Source organism: Vibrio sp. 378 (assembly GCF_033339435.1).
In genome coordinates this window covers 1-519 of record NZ_JAWOUO010001181.1, presented here as the reverse complement: position 1 = coordinate 519, position 519 = coordinate 1, and the positions used below count along the sequence as shown (strand labels likewise).

Sequence of the window (519 nt, the reverse complement as noted above, 5' to 3'; positions counted from 1 at the left end):
CCAAACCATGCGCCAAGACCAAGTGGATCGCTTAGCTGCGCAAGGCATCTTCCCTTCTCTATTCCCAATGCATACTTTTTATTGGGGTGACTGGCATGTAGACTCGGTACTCGGCCATCCTCGTGCCGATTTCATTTCACCAACTCAAGCGGTGAGAAAGGCAGGGTTAAAGTTCAGTACTCACCATGACGCACCTGTGGCGCTGCCAAGTTCATTCCGAGTATTGGATGCGACCGTCAATCGCACCACCAGAACTGATAAAGTACTGGGTGCAGATCAGCGCGTTGACACGTACACCGCGCTGCAAGCCATGACCATTTGGCCAGCTTACCAACACTTTGAGGAGTCGTATAAAGGTTCTATCGAAGTGGGTAAGAATGCGGATTTAATCATCCTCGATAACAACCCGATGAAGATTGAACCTAAGGCGCTAAAAGACCTAAACGTGGAAGAAACCATCAGCAGAGGTCAATCGGTTTATCAACGACAGTAATCCAAAATAAAACACCGCCGCTATCG

Annotated in this window: 1 protein-coding gene; it reads left to right on the top strand. The window is 48.7% G+C overall.

Features of this window, described 5'->3' with window-relative positions:
• Positions 1–493: amidohydrolase family protein (locus R7Q48_RS31035; RefSeq protein ID WP_318134261.1), on the top strand; the 493-nt coding region annotated here is incomplete at its 5' end.
• Positions 494–519 lie beyond the last annotated feature (26 nt).